The organism is Streptomyces sp. NPDC050732, from assembly GCF_040654255.1.
In the GTDB taxonomy this organism is placed as follows: domain Bacteria; phylum Actinomycetota; class Actinomycetes; order Streptomycetales; family Streptomycetaceae; genus Streptomyces.
Genome location: NZ_JBFAHP010000022.1, coordinates 35,302 through 47,967, shown reverse-complemented (window position 1 = coordinate 47,967; position 12,666 = coordinate 35,302). Strand labels below are relative to the sequence as shown.

Genomic DNA, 12,666 nt, shown 5'->3' with positions numbered 1-12,666 from the left:
CGTTGCATCGACGGACCCCGACGTGAAGGAGCACCGGAATGGCGACGCGACTCGGACTGAGTCTTCCGCAGGGCCGGCAGTACACCATCGGGCGTGACGTCCCCGCGGTCGCCCGGGCCGCCGAGGACATCGGCTACGAAAGCCTCTGGGTCTACGAGCGCGTCCTCTACCCCGAGCCCGCCACCCAGGGCCTTTACGGCATCCCGGGCCGCCCCTGGCCCGACACGTACCGCTCGGTCGCCGATCCCCTGATCACCCTGACGCTCGCCGCCGCGGCCACGGAGCGCGCCCGCCTCGGCACCAGCGTGCTCGTCGCCCCGCTGCACATCCCGTTCCAACTCGCCCGCGCGCTGGCCTCGTTGGACGCGGCGAGCGGCGGCCGGGTCGTCGCGGGTCTCGGCACGGGCTGGTCCCACGACGAGTACGCGGCCGCCTCGGTCGCCCCCTTCGAGCGGCGCGGCAAGGTCCTGGACGAGCTGATCGACGTCTGTCACGCGGTGTGGGGCCCGGACCCGGTGGCGTACGAAGGGGAGCTGACCACCATCGCGCCGTCCGTGGTGGGCCCCAAGCCCGCCCGGCCGATCCCGATCCTGCTGCCCGCCAACAGCCCGCGCGCGCTGCGCAGGCTGGTGGACCGCGCCGATGGCTGGATGCCGGTGGCGACGGGCGCCGACGCACTCGCCGAGCAGTGGGCCACGGTGCGCGAAGCGGCCGCCGAGCGGGGCCGCGAGCGACCGGTCCAGAGCGTGCTGCGGGCCAACACGCGCTACACACGCAAGGCGTACGACGGCCCCGACCGCGCCCCGTTCCGCGGCAACGTCGAGCAGATCGTCGAGGACCTCGCCGCGCACGCCGCGGTGGGCGTGGACGAGATCCTGATCGACCTCGGCGGCTCGGCGCGGGACGCACAGGAACTCAAGGACCTGGCGGCGCAGGTGTACGAGGCGGCGAGGGCGGCGGGGGTATAGGGCAGGCGCCCCGCAGGGGCGCGGCCCTAGGGGCGCGGGGAACTGCGCGACCAGCCACAACGGACCAGCACATGCCCCCGCACCCCACCCAAAACGGCGCCGTCAGTCCTCAGGCAGCTCGACGGGCGCAATCTCGTCGTAAACATCCCCCGGCCCGGGGTTGGTCGCATCCGTGGCCCCGCCGAAGTGGTGCATCACGCCCCACACCGCGTTGAGCGCGGTCTGAATCGCCCCCTCGGCCCAGCCGGCCGTCCACGAGATGTCGTCGCCTGCGAGGAAGATGCCCCGCTTGTCCTCGGGCAGCGACTCCTGCATGAAGTGCGTGAACAGCCGCCGCTGGTAGCGGTAGTGACCCGGCAGGTTCGCCTTGAACGCGCCCATGAAGTAGGGCTCGTTCTCCCAGGACACGGTCACCGGGTTGCCGATGATGTGCTTCCGGATGTCGACCTTCGGGTAGATCTCGCCGAGCGACTTGAGCATGACCTCCATGCGCTCGTTCGCCGACAGCGGCAGCCACTTCAGGCTGTCGTCGCACCAGGTGTAGGAGAGGCAGATGACGGCGGGCTTGTCCGGCCCGTCGTCGAGCAGATATGTACCGCGCGTCATGCGGTCGGTGAGGGTCATGGACATCACGTCGCGCCCCGTCTCCTCGTCCTTGTCCAGCCAGAACGGCCGGTCGACGGGCACGAAGAGCTTCGAGGACTCCATGTAGTGGGTGCGCTCCATCGCCGTCCAGTGGTCGATGGGGAAGAGCGAGTCGTCGCACTCGATCTTCGAGAGCAGCATCCACGACTGGGCGGTGAAGATCGCCGCCTGGTAGGTGCGGATGTCACCGGAGGCGTCCGTGACGGTGACCCGGTTGCCGGCGGTGCGGTTGAGCCGGGTCACGGCGGGCTTGGGCTCGCCGCCCTCGTGCAGCGACTTCAGGGACGTACCGGGCTCCCAGTGCACGATCTTCTGCGGCTCGCGCTCCCACAGGCGCAGCGGCAGCTGCTGGCTGCCGCCGACGATGCCGCGGTGGTGGTCGTCGGCCTCGGTGTAGACGACGCGCAGGATCTCCAGGATGGAGTTCGGGAAGTCGGTGTCCCAGCCGCCCGTGCCGAAGCCGACCTGGCCGAAGATCTCGCGGTGCCGGAAGGACTTGAAGGCCTCGGAGTCGCAGAGGAAGCCGTAGAAGGTCTGGTTGTCGAGCTTCTCGACGAGCTTCGACCAGATCTCACGGATCTTCGGCACGTCGCGCTCGCGCAGGGCGCGGTTCATGTCGGAGAAGTCCGCGCCCTCCTCCAGGCAGTCGGCCCAGGCCTTCGCCACGTCGCGGTAGACCTGCGGCAGGTCCTCCACGGTCTCGGCGTAGTGCGACTCGCCCTTGAGGTCGACGACCGTGGAGGGCGTCGACTCGGCGAGCGGGTTGGGGAACGCCCGCGTCTTCAGACCGACGAGGTCGATGTAGTGCTGGAGCGCCGTGGAGGACGGCGGGAACCGCATCGCGCCCATCTCGGCGGTGAGGTCGCCGTCACAGCCCTCGAAGCCCACGGTCCGCAGCCGGCCGCCGATCTGGTCGGCCTCGTAGACGACGGGCTTGAGGCCCATCTTCATCAGCTCGTACGCGGCGACGATGCCGGAGAGGCCGCCGCCGATGACGGCGACCTCGGTGCCGTGCTCGGTCGCGGGTATCTGGCCGAGGCCCGCCGGGTGGGCGAGGAAGTCGTCGTAGGCGTAGGGGAAGTCCGGACCGAACATGGTGATCGGCGGCTGCGCGTCGGTGTGCTGGATGGCGGTGGGCACCGTGGACGTCATGGGGTACGGACTCCTTGCACGGAACTGAAAGACAGGTGAGGGGGCGCGGGCCGGGACTCGGGCTCGCGGGCGGTCGGACTCGCGGGGGTCAGACGAGGGAGGCGTACAGGCCGGGCCGCCGGTCGCGCAGGTAGGGGTTGGTCGCACGGGAGGCGCTCAGGAACTCCGGGTCGACGTCACCGAGGACCAGCTCCTCGCCGCGGCCCGCGCGGGCCCGCGCCACACCGTCGGGCCCGGCCAGCGTGGAAAGACCGACGAACTCGAACTCTCCCTCGGCCCCGACCCGGTTGACGTACGCGACGTACATCTGGTTCTCGAAGGCACGCACCGGCACGACGGACTCGGCGACGAACTGGAAGGGGTGCATCTGGGCGGTGGGGACGACGAGGAGGTCGGTGCCTGCGACCGCGTGCGCGCGGACGTTCTCCGGGAACTCCACGTCGTAGCAGATCATCAGCCCGATCCGGATGCCGCCCAACTCGGCCTGCACGACGGTCTGTTCACCGGGGGTGAAGGCGTCGCGCTCGAAGCCGCCGAAGAGATGGGTCTTGCGGTAGTTCGCGAGGCGGACCCCGTCCGGGCCGGCCAGCTGGACGGAGTTGAAGACGACATCGCCCTCGCGCTCCGGATACCCGTAGGCGACGCCGAGCTCGTGGCGCGCCGCGATCTCGGCGACGGCCTTGGCGGACTCCCCGTCGACGGGCTCGGCGAGCCGGGCGATGTCGTCACCGATCGCGTACCCCGTGAGGAACAGCTCCGGCGCGATGAGCAGCCCGGCACCCGCCGCGGCGGCGCGGCCCGCCGCCTCGTCCAGGACCGCGAGGTTCTCGGCGACGGATCCAAGCTGCCCGGAGCTCTGGAGCAGGGCGGTGCGCAGCGCAGGCATGGCGGAACCTCAAAGGGTACGAAGGGGAAGGCGGGACCGATAAGACGGTACGGTCGTCAACCACCCCCGGACAAGCTCAGACCGTTGCGCTCAGCTGCACGATCTGTTGCGCATAAACCCCTCGGAACGACGATTCATTGCGCTTCTCACGGGGGTACGAGGCCCGCAGCCGAAGATCCGAGCCGGGGAACGATTCAGGGGCGCGGGGAACTGCGCAAAACCCACCACACACCCGCACCCAGAGAACTAAGCCGGAGACCCCGAAGAAAACCTCCGCATAAGCGGCGAAAGCACGAGCACGGACTTCGTCCGCTCCACAAACGGCTCCCCCGCGATCCGCTCCAGCACCCGCTCGAAGTGCCGCATATCAGCCGCGAAGACCTGAACGATCGCGTCCGCGTCCCCCGTGACGGTGGACGCGGACGAAATCTCCGGATACCGCTCAAGCCCCCGCTGGATCGCCTCCGGCGAGGTGTTCCGGCGACAGTAGATCTCGATGAACCCCTCGGTCTCCCAGCCGAGCGCCGCCGGGTCCACCCGCACGGTGAACCCGGTGATGGCGCCCGTGGCCCGCAGCCGGTCCACGCGCCGCTTCACGGCGGGCGCGGAGAGTCCGACCAGCTGGCCGATGTCGGCGTAGGAACGGCGGGCGTCCTCGGCGAGGGCGTGCACGATGCGTTCGTCGAGATCGTTCAGTCGCACGGGGGGTGGATCACTTCTCTGCTGTGGCCAATCGGGAGCGGCTCATGCCGTACAGGAAGTAGAACACGAGGCCGACGGCCATCCAGACACCGAAGACCGTCCAGGTGACGGAGTCGAGGCTGAACATGTTGTACGCGCAGAAGCCGAAGCCGAGCACAGGGAAGAGCCAGCCGAGCGGCACCCGGAAGGTGCGCGGCATGTCGGGGCGGGTCCGGCGCAGCACGATCACGGCGATGTTGACCAGGCCGAAGGCGAAGAGCGTGCCGATGCTGGTGGCATCGACGAGCTTGCCGAGCGGGATGACGGAGGCGAGCGCGCCGCAGAAGAGCGACACGATGACCGTGTTCACGCGGGGGGTGCCCGTCTTCTTGCTGACCTTGCCGAACGCCTTGGGGACGAGGCCGTCGCGGGACATGGCGAAGAGCACGCGGGTCTGGCCGTACAGCACGGTGAGCACGACGGACGCGATGGAGATGACGGCGCCCGCGGCGAGGATCGTGCCCCACATGTTCTGCCCGCTGACGTCGTTCATGATCGCGGCGAGCGTGGCCTCGGAGCCCTCGAAGTCCTTCCAGTTCCAGGCGCCGACGGCGACGGCGGCGACGAGGACGTAGAGCGCGGTGACAATGACCAGGGACAGCATGATCGCGCGGGGCAGGTCGCGCTGCGGGTTCTTGGCCTCCTCACCTGCGGTGGAGGCGGCGTCGAACCCGATGTACGAGAAGAAGAGGCTCGCGGCGGCGGCGCTGACGCCGGCCGTGCCGAGCGGCATGAAGTCGGAGTAGTTGCCGGACTTGAAGCCCATGAAGCCGATGGTGCAGAAGAGCACGAGCGCGGCGATCTTCACGATGACCATGATCGTGTTGGCCGTCGCCGACTCCTTGGCGCCGCCGAGCAGGAAGACCATGGCGAGCAGCACGACGATCAGGCCGGGCAGGTTGATGATCGCGCCGTCGACCTCGCCGGGCGCCGCGGAGAGCGCGTCGGGGATGGTGACGCCGATCGTGCCGTCGAGGAGTTCGTTGAGGTATTCGCCCCAGCCGACCGCGACGGCGGCCACGGACACGCCGTACTCCAGGACCAGGCACCAGCCGCACACCCAGGCGATGAGTTCGCCCATCGTTGCGTACGCGTACGAGTAGGAGGAGCCGGCAACCGGGATGGAGCCCGCCAGCTCGGCGTACGAGAGGGCCGAGAAGAGGGCGGTGAGGCCGGCGATCACGAACGAGATCGTGACGGCGGGGCCGGCCTTCGGGACGCTCTCGCCGAGGACGACGAAGATGCCGGTGCCGAGCGTGGCACCGATGCTGATCATGGTCAGCTGCCACATGCCGAGGGAGCGCCTGAGCGAGCCTCCCTCACCCTGGCCACCCTCCTCGACCAGGGCTTCGACCGGCTTGCGGCGCATGAGCCGGCTGCCGAGGCCGGGGGTGCCCGGGGTGCTTGGGCGGTTCTGCGGGGGTGCGCCTTGGTCGAGCACGCGCTGGCTCCTTCATCGCTGCCGGTCAGGGCGGCGAGGACCTCGGGGCAGCCGCGCTTGGCGACGGGAACCACCGAGCAGGCAGTCCCCGCCACACCACGTTCAGGGCCTGACTCTAGAGTCCACGGTTCCCGACCGTAATGCAGCAACCTTGCGTACCGACGGTTGATCATTGCGCACTTCCGTCATATGCGTCTCTTCGTTGCGCAGTCCGTTTCGTCCGTTGCGTGCCACGCCTGTCCTGACTCTGTTGACACTTCGTCAGATCTGCCGCATCGTGCACGCCTCTCGCCCGAGACGGAGGCACGGCATGGACCTCGACGTCCTGTACGAGATCGACGTACCGAAACCGTGGGGCGCGCCCCACCCGCACGGTCAGCGGGCCGCCGAGCAGCGTGCCTACCGCGAGGCCGTCGAGCAGATCCGGCTCGCCGACCGGATGGGCTTCCGCACCGTGTGGGCGGTCGAGCACCACTTCCGCGAGGGCCGCTCGCACTGCCCCGCGCCGGAGGTCCTGCTCGGTCACCTCGCGGCGCTGACCGAGCGCATCCGCCTCGGCTTCGGCGTCACGCTCACCCCCTTCGGCTTCACGCCGCCGCAGCGGATCGCGGAAAAGGTTGCCGCGGTGGACGTGCTCTCCGAGGGCCGCGTGGAGTGGGGCACGGGCCGTTCGACCCCCATGGAGCAGACGGCCTTCGGCGTCGACAGGGAGCGGTCGCGCGCCGACTGGCGCGAGGCGATCGAGATCGTCACGGGCATGTGGCGCGAGGAGTACTTCTCGTACGAGTCGGAGCGCTTCAGCTTCCCCCGGCGGATGGTCACCCCGAAGCCGGTCCAGGATCCGCACCCGCCGTGCTGGATGGCCGCCACGTCGCCCGGCTCGGCGGAGGTGGCGGGCGCGGCCGGTCTCGGGCTGCTCTCCTTCTCGATCATGCAGCCGCTGGAGGCGATGGCGCGCCAGGTGGCGGCGTACCGGAGGGCGGCGCGCACCCCGTCCCCGATCACGGACGTCACCACGGACCGCGTCAGCGCGTACACCCTCGTACACGCGGCGGACCGGCCCTCGAAGCGCGTCTGGGACTCGGTCGCGTGGTGGTACCGCAACCTCGCCCAGTTCACGCTGGACTGGGAGCTGCCGCACCTGACCCCCGAGGAACGCGAGCGGACCTTCCCGTTCCTCACGCCGATCATCGAGGGCAGCGTGCCCGTCGAGGAGTTCGACGCCGGGGACATGATCCTCATCGGCGACGCGGAGACCATCGTCCGCAAGGCCAAGCGGTACGCCGACCTCGGCATCGACCAGCTCATCTGCTACGTCCAGTGGGGCTATCTGGAACACCGCGAGATCCTGCGGACCATCGAGATCCTCGGCAAGGAAGTCATCCCGGAGCTGGCGTCGTACGTGCCGAGGGGAACGCCCGCATGACGGAGCCCCTGGACACCTCCCCCGTCCCCGACTACGCCGCCCTGCACCGCCTGGACAGCCGCGCCATCGTCCTGCTCGGCGCGGGCAACGGCATCGGCCGCCAGACCGCGCACGCGCTGACGGCGGCGGGCGCGCGCGTGCTGTGCGTCGACGTCGACAAGGGGCGCGCGGAGGCGGTGGCCGCCGAGACGGGCGGCATCCCGTACGTCGCCGACGTGACCCGGCGCGAGGACGTCCGGGACCTCTTCGCGTACGCGCGCCGGGAGTGGGGGCAGGTCGGCGGCCTCGTCGACATCGTCGGCATGGCCCGCTACTCGCCCCTGGCCGACCTGGACGACGAGGGGTGGGACTGGCACTTCTCGATGGTCCTGCGGCACGCCTGGCTGGCCGTGCGGTACGGCGGCGAGGCCCTCGCCGACGGGGGCGGCGGCGCGATGGTCTTCGTCGCCTCGGTGTCGGGTCTCACGGCGGCGCCCCTGCACGCCGCCTACGGCGCGGCCAAGGCGGGCCTGGTCTCCCTGGTCCGCACGGCGGCGGTGGAGTACGGCCCGCGCGGGGTGCGGGTGAACGCGGTGGCGCCCGGCGTCGTGTGGACTCCGCGGGTGGCCGCCCTGGTCGGCGACGAGGGGCGCGAGCGCAACGCCCGCAACGCGCCGCTCGGCCGCGTCGCCGAGACCTCGGACATCGCCTCGGCCCTGCTGTTCCTCGCCTCGCCGCTCGCGTCGTACGTCACCGGGCAGACGCTCGTCGTGGACGGCGGGGTCGGCGTGAAGTTCCCGTACCCGACGATCGGCGGCGCGCGGTGAGAGAGTTCGTGCGGGGCGCGCCCTGGTGGACGGAGGACGGCCGGATGGTGCGCGCCGACCCGGCCGACTGGGAGCGGCTGCCCGGGGACACGTGGGACCGTGCGGGCATGCCCGCCGGGGTGCGCCTGGAGTTCACGGCGCGCGGAGTGAGCGCCGTGGAGGTCGCGTACACCGCGTCGCCTCCCGAGGGAGCGGACACGCACCGCGCCGCGCCCGCGCTGTTCACGCTCCTCACCGGCGAGGAGGCCATCGACACCCCCGCCTCCCCCGGCGAGCACCGGGCACTGATCCAACTCCCCGCCCCGGACGGTGAGTTCACCCTGCACCTGCCGGAGACCCTGCGGCCCGCCCTGCACGGGATACACCCGGTGGACGGCACCCTGACGCCCACCGCCCGCCGGCCGCGCTGGCTCGTGTACGGCGACTCGATCGCGGAGGGCTGGTCGGCCTCGCGGCCCCACCTCGCGTGGCCCGCGCTCGCGGGGCGGGCCCTCGGCGTGGAGACGGTGAACCTCGGCTACGCGGGCGCGGCACGCGGCGAACTGGCGTCCGCCGAGCAACTGGCCTCACTGGACGCCGACTTGATCACCCTCGCCCTCGGCACCAACTGCTGGTCGCGGGTGCCGCATTCGGCGCGGCTGCTGTACGAGACGCTGCGCGCGTTCCTGGACCTGGTGCGCCGGGGCCACCCGGACGTCCCCGTCCTGGTCCTCTCCCCCGTACTCCGCCCGGACGCCGAGGCGGTGCCGAACGCGCTCGGCGCCACGCTCCGGGACCTGCGGACCGCCGTGGAGCGGGCGGCCCTGGACGCGGGCACCGAACTGCTGCCGGGCGGCGGGCTGCTGGACGCCGGGCACCTGGTGGACGGGGTCCACCCGGGCGACGCGGGCCACCGCGTGCTCGCCGAGGCGGTGACGGCGGCGGCCGCCAAGACACGCGCGGCGGCGGTGCGCCCCTGACGGAGCGCACCGCGCAGTGGCTAGCTCCAGCTGGCGTGCAGCGGCTTGCCCTCGGCGTAACCGGCGGCGCTCTGGATGCCGACGGTGGCCTTCTCGGCGAACTCCTCCAGGGAGGCCGCGCCCGCGTACGTGCAGGAGGAGCGGACGCCCGCGATGATCGAGTCGATCAGGTCCTCGACGCCCGGCCGGGTCGGGTCGAGGAACATTCGGGAGGTCGAGATGCCCTCCTCGAAGAGCGCCTTGCGGGCACGGTCGTACGCCGACTCCTCGGACGTACGGTTGCGCACCGCGCGGGCGGAGGCCATGCCGAAGGACTCCTTGTACGCGCGGCCCTGGGCGTCGTGCTGGAGGTCGCCCGGAGACTCGTACGTCCCCGCGAACCAGGAGCCGATCATGACGTTCGAGGCACCGGCGGCGAGCGCCATGGCGACGTCGCGCGGGTGGCGGACACCGCCGTCGGCCCAGACGTGCTTGCCGAACTTCTTGGCCTCGGCGGCGCATTCGAGCACCGCGGAGAACTGCGGGCGGCCGACGCCGGTCATCATGCGCGTGGTGCACATGGCGCCGGGACCGACACCCACCTTGATGATGTCGGCGCCGGCCTCGATGAGGTCGCGCACACCCTCGGCGGCGACGATGTTGCCCGCGACGATCGGCACCTGCGGGTCGAGCGCGCGCACGGCCTTCACCGCGGCGATCATCGACTCCTGGTGGCCGTGCGCGGTGTCGACGACGAGCGTGTCGACGCCCGCGTCGAGGAGCTGCTTGGCCTTGCCCGCCACGTCGCCGTTGATGCCGACGGCGGCGGCGATGCGCAGGCCGCCCTTGGCGTCGACGGCCGGGGTGTAGAGCGTGGCGCGGAGGGCGCCCGTGCGGGTGAGGATGCCCGCGAGGCGGCCGTCCTTGTCCACGGCCGGGGCGTACCGGCGGTTGGCGTGGTCCAGCTTGTTGAACGCGTCGCGCGGGTCGATGTCGGCGTCCAGGAGCAGCAGGTCCCTGGACATGACCTCGGAGAGCTGCGTGAAGCGGTCGACGCCGCTCAGGTCGGTGTCGGTGACGACGCCGACGGGCTTCTGGTCGGCGTCGACGACGACGCCGGCGTTGTGCGCGCGCTTGGGCAGCAGGGCCAGCGCGTCCGCGACGGTCTGCGACGGGGCCAGGACGATCGGGGTGTCCAGGACGTGGTGGCGCGTCTTGACCCAGGAGATGACGTCGGTGACGACCTCCATCGGGATGTCCTGCGGGATGACGACGAGGCCGCCGCGGCGGGCGACGGTCTCGGCCATGCGCCGGCCGGCGATCGCGGTCATGTTGGCGACGACCAGCGGGATCGTGGTGCCGGTGCCGTCGGGGGAGGTGAGGTCCACGCCCTGGCGGGAGCCGACGGCGGAGCGCCTCGGGACCATGAAGACGTCGTCGTACGTCAGGTCGTACGCAGGCTGGATGTCATTGAGGAAGCGCACGTGCTGCTCATCCCAGTCGATCAGAGGTGGCCCCCGGACAGTTAGGCCGAGGGAAAAGCACGTACTTCATTCTCCCATGCCGACCAGGTTGTGCCGCCTGGGACGATCACCCAGGCGGGCGGCACGGGCGGTGGTCGGATCGTCCAAGAACCCCCGGGAAGCGGAACAGCCCGTTCAGGACTCGGCACGCTCCGTGGCGGCGGGGCCGACGGCCGGCCCGGCCGCGGGGCCGAGCGCGAGGACGACCTCCAGGCCGGTCTCCGCGTCCCGCCAGTGCTCGACCGCCGAGGAGAACACCTCCTGCGCGATCCGCCACTCCCCCGGCGCCGCCCGCGCGTACTCCTGCCAGCCGGAGACGACGAGCAGCCGCCCCCGCGCGGCGGGCGCCCACGACAGGTCGGTGAGGCAGTCGGCGAGGGCGTCCCAGTTGTGCCCGAACCAGTCGGGCAGGCCGAGCCCGCGGGCGCAGCGCTCCATGAACGCGGCCTTATCCTTCACCCCCGCCAGGGAGAGCGTCGCGGTGGTCCAGCCCGCGCCGCGCGCCGCGTCGAGCACGGGCGCGAGCGGATTCCTGCCGGCATCGTCGGCCATTACCTCAGCACCGCCTTGAAGGACGCGTAGTGGTCGTCGGTGTAGTAGATCTCGCCCCCGCCGCCGGTGACGATCCGCCGGGCGCCGCGGTCGTGCTCGCCGGGCGTGCGGACGGTGTACTCGCGGTAGTAGCCGCGTTTCCGCCGCGGCAGCTCCCGCTCGAAGTTCCCGAAGACGGCGCCGTCCTTCTCGTACGGGAAGGGACCCCCGTCGTCGATGCGCCGCAGCGTCTTCCGCGCCTCGGCGGGCAGCCGGTCCGCCTGGACGGTGGCCATGCCACGGGCCCAGGCGGGGACATCGCTGCCTGCCTCCGCCGAACACCCACTCACCAGAACGGCGAGACAGACCAGCACCAGCCCCAGCACACGGGGCACAAACCGGTTCAGCATGGCTCAGACCCTGCCACAGCACCCCGCCAGGGGCGCGCGGAGTGCGCCCCTTAAGGGGCGCGGGGAACTGCGCGACCAGCCCCCACGACCCGCAGGGACTCAGCTACCGTCCGGGTCGGCCCGGTTCAGAGCGGGCCGAGGCGGCGTACCCGCCACGAGCAGCTGATCGGCAGCCGCCGTGTCCGTCACCAGACTGGTGACGAGCCCGGACCGCAGCACCGCGTCGATCGCGGCGGCCTTCCGCTGCCCGCCCGCGATGGCGACGACCTCAGGAATCCGTCGAAGCCGATCCGCTTCGACGGTGATGCACCGCTCCCCGAGATCCCGCCCCACCCGACGCCCCTCGGCGTCAAACAGGTGCGCGGACATCTCGGCGGCCACGCCCAGCGAGGCGTAGTGCGCGCGCTCCTCGTCGCTGAGCATGTCGTGGACGGTGGAGATGCCCGGCTCCCAGGAGCCGATGGAGACGCAGGCGACCGTGACCTTGTCGAAGTACTCGAACGCGCGGGCGATACCGGTCTGGTTGCGCAGCGCCGCCGCCGTGGCGGGGTCCGGCAGCAGCATCGGCGCGTAGATGGGGTGGGCCTCGCCGCCGGACACCTGGGCGGCACGGCGGACGGCCTCGACGGAGCCGCGCTCCGCGGTCCCGGCGTCGTACACGCCCGTCAGCTGCACGACCGTGCACGGCGGCAGCTGGTCCAGCGCGGCCGCCATGTGGATCGTGGAGCGGCCCCAGGCGAGACCGAGGACGTCGCCCTCGTTGACGAGCTCGCCGAGGAGATCCGCCGCGACCTCGCCGAGGTTCTCGGGGTCGGGCGAGTCCTCGATCTCGTCGGTCGGCGCCGGGGACTCCACGACGACCGCGTGCCGCAGACCGTAGCGGGCGCGCAGCGCGTCCGAGCGCTCGGCGTCCAGTTCCGCTGGGACCCTGATCTCGATGCGTACGAGATCCCGCTCAAGGGCGGTCTCCAGGACCCGGGCCACCTTGAAGCGGCTGACGCCGAACTCCTCGGCGATCTGGATCTTGGACTTGCCCTCAAGGTAGAAGCGGCGGGCCATGGCCGCCGCCTGCACCAGCTCCGCGGGTCCCATCCGCATGGCTGACCGACCCGCCGACATGGCCGACACGGCGCTCTCCTCACTGCTGTTCACAAACTGGGTTCGCCGTTCATCCTTGCAGATCCGGCCTAGTCGATCAG

Annotated in this window: 12 protein-coding genes; 4 read left to right on the top strand and 8 right to left on the bottom strand. The window is 71.3% G+C overall.

The genetic code is table 11. From position 1 onward, the window contains the following. Positions 1–38: 38 nt before the first annotated feature. Positions 39–968: an LLM class F420-dependent oxidoreductase gene (locus AB0H82_RS21030; protein WP_362994811.1), complete on the top strand. Its 930-nt coding sequence runs from the start codon at positions 39–41 to the stop codon at positions 966–968. Positions 969–1,070: 102 nt separating this feature from the next. On the opposite strand, the gene AB0H82_RS21025 is transcribed toward AB0H82_RS21030, so the two are convergent. The 4 genes from AB0H82_RS21025 to AB0H82_RS21010 all read right to left on the bottom strand — a co-directional run bounded on the left by AB0H82_RS21025 (position 1,071) and on the right by AB0H82_RS21010 (position 5,833). After that, positions 1,071–2,765, bottom strand: a complete 1,695-nt coding sequence (locus AB0H82_RS21025) for an NAD(P)/FAD-dependent oxidoreductase (RefSeq protein WP_362994809.1) — start codon at positions 2,763–2,765, stop codon at positions 1,071–1,073. Between the two features lie 88 nt (positions 2,766–2,853). Next, positions 2,854–3,642 (bottom strand): carbon-nitrogen hydrolase family protein, encoded by a 789-nt coding sequence (locus tag AB0H82_RS21020; protein ID WP_362994954.1) that lies wholly within the window; start codon positions 3,640–3,642, stop codon positions 2,854–2,856. 255 nt (positions 3,643–3,897) lie between these two features. Next, entirely contained in the window at positions 3,898–4,353 is a 456-nt protein-coding gene (locus tag AB0H82_RS21015; RefSeq protein ID WP_268770070.1) for an Lrp/AsnC family transcriptional regulator, read from the bottom strand. Between the two features lie 10 nt (positions 4,354–4,363). Next, entirely contained in the window at positions 4,364–5,833 is a 1,470-nt protein-coding gene (locus tag AB0H82_RS21010; protein ID WP_362994807.1) for an amino acid permease, read from the bottom strand. 310 nt (positions 5,834–6,143) lie between these two features. Between AB0H82_RS21010 and AB0H82_RS21005 the strand changes: the two genes are divergently transcribed. The 3 genes from AB0H82_RS21005 to AB0H82_RS20995 are packed head-to-tail and all read left to right on the top strand — an operon-like array spanning position 6,144 to position 9,024. Beyond that, positions 6,144–7,259 (top strand): LLM class flavin-dependent oxidoreductase, encoded by a 1,116-nt coding sequence (locus AB0H82_RS21005; RefSeq protein ID WP_362994805.1) that lies wholly within the window; start codon positions 6,144–6,146, stop codon positions 7,257–7,259. Continuing rightward, positions 7,256–8,065 carry an SDR family oxidoreductase gene (locus AB0H82_RS21000; protein ID WP_362994803.1) on the top strand — a complete coding sequence of 270 codons (810 nt, stop codon included), beginning with the start codon at positions 7,256–7,258 and terminating at the stop codon, positions 8,063–8,065. The genes AB0H82_RS21005 and AB0H82_RS21000 overlap by 4 nt, the downstream gene beginning before the upstream one ends. Then, positions 8,062–9,024, top strand: coding sequence for a GDSL-type esterase/lipase family protein (locus AB0H82_RS20995; RefSeq protein ID WP_362994801.1), 963 nt, complete (start codon positions 8,062–8,064; stop codon positions 9,022–9,024). The genes AB0H82_RS21000 and AB0H82_RS20995 overlap by 4 nt, the downstream gene beginning before the upstream one ends. A 20-nt stretch (positions 9,025–9,044) precedes the next feature. Here AB0H82_RS20995 and AB0H82_RS20990 read toward each other — a convergent pair whose 3' ends face one another. The 4 genes from AB0H82_RS20990 to AB0H82_RS20975 form a co-directional block, all read right to left on the bottom strand. Next, positions 9,045–10,487 (bottom strand): GuaB1 family IMP dehydrogenase-related protein, encoded by a 1,443-nt coding sequence (locus AB0H82_RS20990; RefSeq protein ID WP_362994799.1) that lies wholly within the window; start codon positions 10,485–10,487, stop codon positions 9,045–9,047. 174 nt (positions 10,488–10,661) lie between these two features. Further along, entirely contained in the window at positions 10,662–11,078 is a 417-nt protein-coding gene (locus AB0H82_RS20985) for a barstar family protein (protein WP_362994797.1), read from the bottom strand. Further along, entirely contained in the window at positions 11,078–11,467 is a 390-nt protein-coding gene (locus AB0H82_RS20980) for a ribonuclease domain-containing protein (RefSeq protein ID WP_362994795.1), read from the bottom strand. The genes AB0H82_RS20985 and AB0H82_RS20980 overlap by 1 nt, the downstream gene beginning before the upstream one ends. Positions 11,468–11,566: 99 nt before the next feature. Next, a complete protein-coding gene (locus tag AB0H82_RS20975) occupies positions 11,567–12,619 on the bottom strand; it encodes a sugar-binding domain-containing protein (protein ID WP_362994793.1) in 1,053 nt (350 codons plus the stop codon). Positions 12,620–12,666: the final 47 nt, after the last annotated feature.

What these genes read in the sequence shown, in the direction of transcription:
- AB0H82_RS20980 (WP_362994795.1), bottom strand. Translation starts at nt 11,467, where the DNA reads ATGCTGAACCGGTTTGTGCCCCGTGTGCTGGGGCTGGTGCTGGTCTGT.
- AB0H82_RS21025 (WP_362994809.1), bottom strand. Translation starts at nt 2,765, where the DNA reads ATGACGTCCACGGTGCCCACCGCCATCCAGCACACCGACGCGCAGCCG.
- AB0H82_RS20985 (WP_362994797.1), bottom strand. Translation starts at nt 11,078, where the DNA reads ATGGCCGACGATGCCGGCAGGAATCCGCTCGCGCCCGTGCTCGACGCG.
- AB0H82_RS21005 (WP_362994805.1), top strand. Translation starts at nt 6,144, where the DNA reads ATGGACCTCGACGTCCTGTACGAGATCGACGTACCGAAACCGTGGGGC.
- AB0H82_RS21030 (WP_362994811.1), top strand. Translation starts at nt 39, where the DNA reads ATGGCGACGCGACTCGGACTGAGTCTTCCGCAGGGCCGGCAGTACACC.
- AB0H82_RS21000 (WP_362994803.1), top strand. Translation starts at nt 7,256, where the DNA reads ATGACGGAGCCCCTGGACACCTCCCCCGTCCCCGACTACGCCGCCCTG.